The organism is uncultured Maribacter sp. (assembly GCF_947500985.1).
Lineage (GTDB): Bacteria > Bacteroidota > Bacteroidia > Flavobacteriales > Flavobacteriaceae > Maribacter.
This window is the reverse complement of sequence record NZ_CANMTX010000025.1, coordinates 1-1,458: the sequence shown is the minus strand read 5'-3', so window position 1 is coordinate 1,458 and position 1,458 is coordinate 1. Positions and strand designations below refer to the sequence as shown.

Below are 1,458 nucleotides of genomic sequence, written 5' to 3'. Positions count from 1 at the left end.
TAGGTACTGTGTTGAAAAACAAGTTTTTTCTTTAATAATTTAGGAAACAGGTTGATTTATCAAACTGTTATCCCGCGCAGCAAGAGCTTCATGCTTTTGCTGCTTTTTTATTTCAAATTTAGCATCATAATTTTCTTCGTTCTTCCATAAGGTGTACATTAAGATCAATAGTTTTCTCTGCACCGCTACAAGTGCCACCAACGGCTTTGCCTTGTTCGGCTTCAGTCTATTGTAGAACTGTTTCAAAGTTGGGTTACAGCGTACACAGGTCATCGAGGGCATGTGCAGTACCGCCCTTATATGGCTGTTCCCTTTTTTACTGATCCTGGTCTTTCCCTTGAAGTTTCCCGATTCCCTCAATACCACATCATAACCGGCGTAGCTCGCCAATTGCTTGGCATTGACTATAGATTCGAAGCCCAACGTTTCTCCAATCACCGTAGCCGCCGATATAAACGATATACCAGGTATGCTTATCAAATAATCGAGCTTCCTTTTCAATACTTTATTTTTAGAGATCAGAAGTCGCATATCTTCTTCGACCGCCGCTATCTGCGTGTTTAGAAGCTTTAATCTGATCTTGTACCTTTTCAATGCCCTTGCATTGCTATGAACGCTCGATGCGATAGCTCCTTGTCGATTGGTCTCCATCGTTCTATCGTTCAACAATGAACTACGTTCCCTGCTCAGTCCTTTTAGCTCCTGCAACTCCTCACTGGGCGGGTGCCATAGTCGAATGTTCCTTTCCAGACCTAACATACTTAGCATTCTACTGTCGAGTGCATCCGTTTTGGAACGTTGGTCCAAACTCTGCGCATAGCGCTTTACACGACCGGATTGCATTACACAAACGCTATAGCCCTGCTCGTATAGATAATGCGCAATACCTTGATGGTAAACGCCCGTGGCTTCCATCAGCACCAACAATTCCACATTGGGATCGACAGATGCCTTCAGCCATTTCAAGAGTACCTTATATCCCTTTAGATCATTGGATACATCGGGATGGGACTCGAATTCCTTGACCAGCCTTTCATTGAGAAAACCAAGTGATAATGATAAGTTCAATTTTGAAACATCGATGCCCAGACTCTGTTTTAAACGCTTTTCCATTTCTTCGGTTTTTAAGCTGTAATCCTCTTTATCATCTTTGCTCGCACTTGATTCGATCTCTATCCAAAGGACCTAGGTACTGTTCAGATTCCAAGAAAATTATAGAAGGGCGGGATTTCTATGAAACGATATCACTCTAAAGTGTATCTAGCCGAGAACTCTCTGTCCCTCCTATTTTAGCTTTTGTTAGTATCCAAGCTAATACTTTTATAAAAGTAGTAGCTTTAGAAGAATTGTTAATCTATGAAACGATATCATTGAAAATGTATCTAGCTAAACCACTTAATCATTCTCCTTTGTTTATATAATTATAGTATCTTCAAACTAAGAACCAAACATACGAGC

General features: G+C 40.9%; 1 protein-coding gene. It reads right to left on the bottom strand.

Annotated features, from left to right (window positions below):
- Positions 1 to 39: 39 nt before the first annotated feature.
- A complete protein-coding gene (locus Q0871_RS18600; protein ID WP_299326594.1) occupies positions 40 to 1,113 on the bottom strand; it encodes an IS110 family transposase in 1,074 nt (357 codons plus the stop codon).
- Positions 1,114 to 1,458: the final 345 nt, after the last annotated feature.